Consider the following 4,851-nt stretch of genomic DNA (forward strand, 5'->3'; position numbering starts at 1 on the left):
GGCTTTCCACGATGCCCATTTTCTCAAGAATCTCCCCAAGTCGTTCTCCCGTTTTTTTCTGGATTTCCAGGGCTTTCTCGAGCTGCTCGGGGGTAACCTTTTGCTTCTGCAAAAGAATTTCCCCAATTCTTGCGGGACGTCCAGTGCGTTCCTCCATCACGACCCTCCGAAAAGAGCCTCCTCCATAACCGAAAGGGGCGCGGGAACTCCGGTGAAAAGGAGGAAACTCTTTGCCCCCTGGTAGAGGAGCATGCGCTTCCCGTCGAAGCTCTTCAATCCCCTTTTCCCCGCCTCCCGCACAAGGGGCGTTCCTTCTCTCCGGTAGACAAGGTCAACGACCACCTCAAGGGCAGGGAGTGCCTCCCAGGGAACGGGAATGATCTCCCCTTTAAGGCCAAGGGATGTTGCGTTTATTATACCATGCACCAGGGGAAGGGCGCCGAAATCCCACGGAAGGGCCTCACAGGGGAGTCCCAGGGTATCCCTTGCCCACGCCGAAAGCGCCTCCGCTCGGTGGAGCGTCCGGTTCATGATGTAGACCTTTTCGGCTCCTTCCCGGGCAAGGACAAAAAGAACTGACTTTGCCGCTCCCCCTGCTCCAAGAAGGAGGAAACGCTTCCCTGAGACTTCAACTCCCTCCCACCGCAGGCTCTCCCGGAACCCGTACGCATCGGTGTTGTACCCGAAGAGCTTCCCCTCCCGGTTCACCACGGTGTTCACCGCCTGGAGGATTCGCGCTTCTTCCTCAAGACCATCAAGGAGGGAGACCACGGCTTCCTTGTGGGGAACGGTCACGTTGAAACCTGAAACCCCAAGGACCCGGAAAGCCTCAACGGCTTTTTCGAGCTTCTCCGGAGGAACGTCAAAGGCAAGGTACACGAAGGGAAGGCCGAGGTGCCGGAGGGCGGCGTTCTGGAAGGAGGGAGAAAGGGAATGGGCCACCGGATGTCCGATGAGAGCAAGGAGTTTCGTTCGGGCATCAATCACGGCTCGTAAACCTCCGAAGAATCAGGCGCTCGAAAAATCTTCCCAGGCGCGTCGTGATGAACTCCCGCTTCGAAATCGGGCGAACAAGAATCGTAAAGAGCCCAAGGCGATTCCCCCCGAAGACGTCGGTGAAGACCTGGTCTCCGACGACGGCAACCTCGTTCCTTTGAAGCCCCAGGGTCTCCAAAGCCACCCGGAAGGCCCCTCGGCGGGGCTTCTGGGCCTTTGAGATTCCCGGAATGGCAAGATGCCTCGCAAAGTACGCTACCCTCCCCTCCAGGGCGTTTGAGACAATGCAGATGGCGAATCCTTCCCCTTTTGCCCTTTCCACCCACCGGACGATGCGCTCCGGAAGGTCAAAAGCACCCCAGGCCACAAGGGTGTTATCAAGGTCCACGATGAGTCCCCGAATGCCAAGGTCTTTGAGCTTGCCAAGGTCGATGTCCTCAAGACTATCTACGAAAAGGCGGGGAAGGAAGTACTCAAGAATTCTCCTCATGGGGTACCTCGCTTGTTCTTCAGGTGCTCCTCGTAGGTTCGGGAAAAGGCGTGCCGGCCGTTTTCCTGAAGGACAAAGTAAAGGTAGTCGGTTTCTGCCGGTTCAAGAACGGCCCGAATAGACTCAAGACCCGGATTGCAGATGGCATGAGGGGGAAGACCCAAAACCCGGTAGGTGTTGAAGGGAGAGGGAATCTCCAAATCCCTGTCCTCGAGCTTCTGCACGGTACGACCTTCCTCCTTTTTCAGGGCGTACACCACGGTGGCACAGGACTGAAGGCGCATGTTCTTTTTCAGGCGGTTCAGAAAGACCGAGGCCACCAAGGGTTTCTCATCCAGAAAGCGGGCTTCCTTTTCCACGATGGAGGCAAGGGTGACGACTTCCTGGAGATTCACGTTTTTCCCGACAAGGAGGGGGAGAACGAGCTCCTCGAAGCGGGCAAGCTGTGTGGCGATAACTTCTTCCGGAGGAGTGGGAACCTGGAAGAAATAGGTGTCGGGGAAGAGGAATCCTTCAAGGGTTTCTGCTCCTGAAAGCCAGAATTTCCCAAAGTACTCAGGGTGGGCAACGAAAGAAAGGTAGGCGCGGCTCTCGCAGACCCCGAGCTCCTCAAGAATCTTTGCCATTTCCTCGGCGGTGAAACCCTCAGGAAAGGTCACCCGAACCCGAGGCGGACCCTGGGAGAGGAGCTCCACAATGCGGGCGGGAGGCATCCCAGGGGTGAGCGTATATCTCCCGGCGATGAAGACAGTCTTTCGGGAGAGAAAAGCAAAGGCAAGGAGCCGAAACCTTGAGGTGATGCCTTCCTCCTCAAGAATCCGAGCAATGGCAGAGAGTGAAGCCCCCTTGGGGATGGTCACAAGTTTTGGTTCCCCTGAGGGAAGGTCAAGGTAAAAGGCAAGGTAGGCAAAAACACCAAAAAGGTAAAAGAGTGCAAGGACGAGAATACCCCAGGACCTCACGCATTTTCCCTCGCCAGGTACGCCTCAAGAATGAGGCAGGCGGCAATTTTATCGCGGAGCTTTTTCCTCCGCGACCGGGTCGCATCAAGGGCAAGAAGGTGCTTCTCCGCTTCCACGGTGGAGAAACGTTCGTCCCAGAGGACCACCTCTCCCGGAAAAACCTCCCGAAGCTTTTCGGCAAACTCCTCAAGAGCCTGGGCTTCTTTCCCAAGGGTTCCATCGGTCCGGCGGGGCAAGCCAAGGACAATGGTGTCAACGGTAAATTCCCGGGCAAGGGAGAGGATGGCAGCGATATCCCCCTTCCCTTTCCGGGAAAGAACAGTATACGGAAAGGCAAGGGGCGTTCCCCAGTTCATGGCCACCCCGATGCGCTTTTCTCCCACATCAAGCGCCATGACCCGTTTCATGGCGTTGGATGAACTCCTCAAGGAGCCTGAGGAACTCCGCCCAGCGGGCCTTCGGAACCCCTCCGAACTGGGCAAAGTGGGGCTTACCACCACCGCCTCCTCCAATGGTCCGGGAAACCTCGCGCAGGAAATTCCCAAGGTGCGCCTCTTTTGTAAGGCCTACACCGGCAATGACACCCCGAACCTTTCCTTCCTCCTCCACCCCAAGGACTATGGCTCCTTTTTTCATCCTTCCCCCAAGGACATCGACGATTTCCCGAAGGGTCTCGACCTCTAAGGTGTCCGAGAAAAGATGGGCAAAGAGGAGAGAACCTTCCGGGAGGGCTGCCATTTCCTTCTCAAGAGCAGCAAGGAGGCGTTCCCTTCTCTCCCGGAGGAGGGCTTTCCGGAGGCTTCGATTCTCCTCAAGGAGACCCTCGACAAAGCTAAGGAGCCGTTCCTCCTCAACGCCACAGATACCCCGAAGCTCCTTGAGCATTCTCCTGGAAGCCCGGAGAATTGCAAGGGCTTTTTCTCCTGCCACCGCCTCAATGCGGCGGATACCGGCACCGATACTTGACTCCGAGAGGATGACGAAAGCACAGGCTTCACTTGTCCGGCGAAGGTGCGTCCCCCCGCAGAGTTCTGCCGTGTAGTCCCCCACCCGCACGATGCGCACCGGGAACTCGTACTTTTCCCCGAAAAGGGCAATGACACCCCGCTTTTGGGCTTCTTCAAGAGAACTGAAACTCACGAAAACCGGGAGGTCCTCGAGAATTTTCTCGTTCACCCTCTTCTCCACGGCTTCAAGTTCCTCCGGTGAGAGGGGGGCAAAGTGGGTGAAGTCAAAGCGCAGACCCTCTTCCCCCACGAAGGACCCTGCCTGGTGCACCTGCTCGCCCAGGATTTCCCGAAGCGCCCGGTGCAAAAGGTGCGTCACCGTATGGTGTATTTCGAGACCTTTGCGCCGCTTCTTGTTGACCGTTGCTCTCCCCCTTTCCCCGACCACAACCTTCCCTTCCCGGACGACTCCCCGGTGAACGATGAGGGAAGAGCTCGGACTGTGCACCTCAAGGACTTCGATGCTTCCTGAGGGAGTGACGAAAACGCCCGTATCCCACGCCTGCCCTCCCTTTTCGGGGTAAAAGGGCGTGGCATCGAGAACGAAAAGGACCTCCGTACCGCTTTGGGCCTCCGGAATGAGGTCCTCTCCATCAGAGAGGGCGCAAAGAGTGGCCTCTTCCGAGAGCCGGTCGTACCCCACAAAGGTAGAGCGGAAACCAGAAAAGAGCTCTTCCTCCTTTTTCTGACCCCTGAGACCGGAGACTTTTTCCTCCTGGGCTTTTCTTGCCCGGATTTTCTGCTCTTCCATTTCCTGGGCGAACTCCTCCTGCGAGAAGGAGAGCCCTTCTTCTTTCAGGATTTCCTCGGCAAAATCAATGGGGAAACCGTAGGTATCGTAGAGCTTGAAGATTTCCTTCCCGGGAATGCTCTGCGCACCCTTTTCCTTAGCGTCCCGGACAAGCTCCTCAAGACGGGCAAAGCCCAGGGCAAGGGTATCCCCGAAACGCTTCTCCTCCTGGAAGGTAACCTGGGCGATGGTGGTCTTGCGGTTTGCGAGTTCTGGATACACTCCACCCATGAGCTCCACCACGGTCATCGCAAGCTCATGGAGGAAAGGTTTCTCAAGGCCGAGTTTCCTCCCAAAGCGGTGCGCCCGGCGGATGAGCCGCCGCAGCACATACCCTCGTCCCTCGTTGGCCGGGTACACCCCATCGGCAATGAGGAAAGCTAAAGCTCTTGAGTGGTCGGCGATGAGGCGAAAAGAAGGCCGAGCCTGAGGGTATGCGACTCCACTCAGGTCCTCAAGGGCTTTGATGATAGGGAGGAAGAGGTCGGTTTCGAAGTTCGACTCCACGTTCTCGACCACCGCCGTGATGCGCTCAAGACCCATACCGGTGTCGATGTTTTTTTTCGGGAGTTCCCGAAGCGTCCCATCGGACTGGCGGTCGAATTC

At 57.2% G+C, this 4,851-nt stretch carries 5 protein-coding genes and 1 pseudogene (2 of these 6 cut by a window edge); all 6 read right to left on the reverse strand.

Translation table 11 applies throughout. From position 1 onward, the window contains the following. A pseudogene (gspE, locus tag H5U36_02695) lies at positions 1-157 on the reverse strand (type II secretion system ATPase GspE) (it extends 1,549 nt beyond the left edge of the window). Further along, positions 157-987, reverse strand: a complete 831-nt coding sequence (locus H5U36_02700; protein MBC7217083.1) for a shikimate dehydrogenase — start codon at positions 985-987, stop codon at positions 157-159. The pseudogene gspE and the gene H5U36_02700 overlap by 1 nt, the downstream one beginning before the upstream one ends. Beyond that, positions 980-1,486, reverse strand: a complete 507-nt coding sequence (locus H5U36_02705) for a YqeG family HAD IIIA-type phosphatase (protein MBC7217084.1) — start codon at positions 1,484-1,486, stop codon at positions 980-982. Before H5U36_02705 ends, H5U36_02700 begins: the two co-directional genes overlap by 8 nt. Next, entirely contained in the window at positions 1,483-2,448 is a 966-nt protein-coding gene (gene mltG, locus H5U36_02710) for an endolytic transglycosylase MltG (GenBank protein ID MBC7217085.1), read from the reverse strand. Before mltG ends, H5U36_02705 begins: the two co-directional genes overlap by 4 nt. Beyond that, entirely contained in the window at positions 2,445-2,855 is a 411-nt protein-coding gene (gene ruvX / locus H5U36_02715; protein MBC7217086.1) for a Holliday junction resolvase RuvX, read from the reverse strand. Before ruvX ends, mltG begins: the two co-directional genes overlap by 4 nt. Continuing rightward, on the reverse strand, positions 2,833-4,851 hold the 3' portion of the coding sequence (alaS, locus tag H5U36_02720) for an alanine--tRNA ligase (protein MBC7217087.1). Its footprint extends 132 nt past the window's final position; only the last 2,019 of its 2,151 coding nucleotides appear in the window; its start codon lies beyond the right edge, outside the window — the gene reads right to left on this strand; it ends in the stop codon at positions 2,833-2,835. The genes ruvX and alaS overlap by 23 nt, the downstream gene beginning before the upstream one ends.

The organism is Candidatus Caldatribacterium sp. (genome assembly GCA_014359405.1).
In the GTDB taxonomy this organism is placed as follows: domain Bacteria; phylum Atribacterota; class Atribacteria; order Atribacterales; family Caldatribacteriaceae; genus Caldatribacterium; species Caldatribacterium oleiphilum.